The organism is Vibrio sp. L85 (genome assembly GCF_963871815.1).
Taxonomy (GTDB): domain Bacteria; phylum Pseudomonadota; class Gammaproteobacteria; order Enterobacterales; family Vibrionaceae; genus Vibrio; species Vibrio harveyi.
In genome coordinates this window covers 1-518 of the sequence record NZ_CAWMYL010000256.1, presented here as the reverse complement: position 1 = coordinate 518, position 518 = coordinate 1, and the positions used below count along the sequence as shown (strand labels likewise).

1 protein-coding gene is annotated in these 518 nt (G+C 44.6%); it reads right to left on the bottom strand.

Annotation, left to right across the window (positions count from 1 at the left end; genetic code table 11):
- Positions 1 to 157: 157 nt before the first annotated feature.
- The coding region (locus AACR11_RS29120) for a hypothetical protein (protein ID WP_223295793.1) at positions 158 to 518 on the bottom strand (361 nt) is incomplete at its 5' end.

Below are 518 nucleotides of genomic sequence, written 5' to 3'. Positions count from 1 at the left end.
CTGTTTACGCCGGCCAACTTTCAAATCAATATCGCGGCGCATCATTACTGGTAAGTGTGCCGTGATATTAGAAATGTACTGAGCCAGAGATAAGCCCATTTCGGGCTCAAGGAATCGCTTATAAACACTCATAGGTCAAATACCGCCATGCCTGCTTTTATGGCAATTCCGCCAATCGCTTACCTGCCGTTCTAAGCTTATCCGTAGCACCCTTAAAACTCTCAACATCTGTGATCACATAATGTTTAGAGCTCATGAAGCCCCGCTCAGTTGAAATGCTCTCATCGAACATGTTGGAGGCATGGACTAAGTCCTTTCCGGCTTGTTTTATCTGACTTTCCTTGTATTGCTTCTTTGCCTTTTTGCTTTCAAAGTGCAATTCAAACGTAAGGTATTCGCAGACAGGGCATTGTTTTATTGCAGGAAATACAGTGAACGCCTTTTGTGTGTAGCTTTTGGTGTGGTCGCAGTGGCTACAGCGGTAGTCTCTAGTGATAGGTGCGAGTGTCATTAGGTTA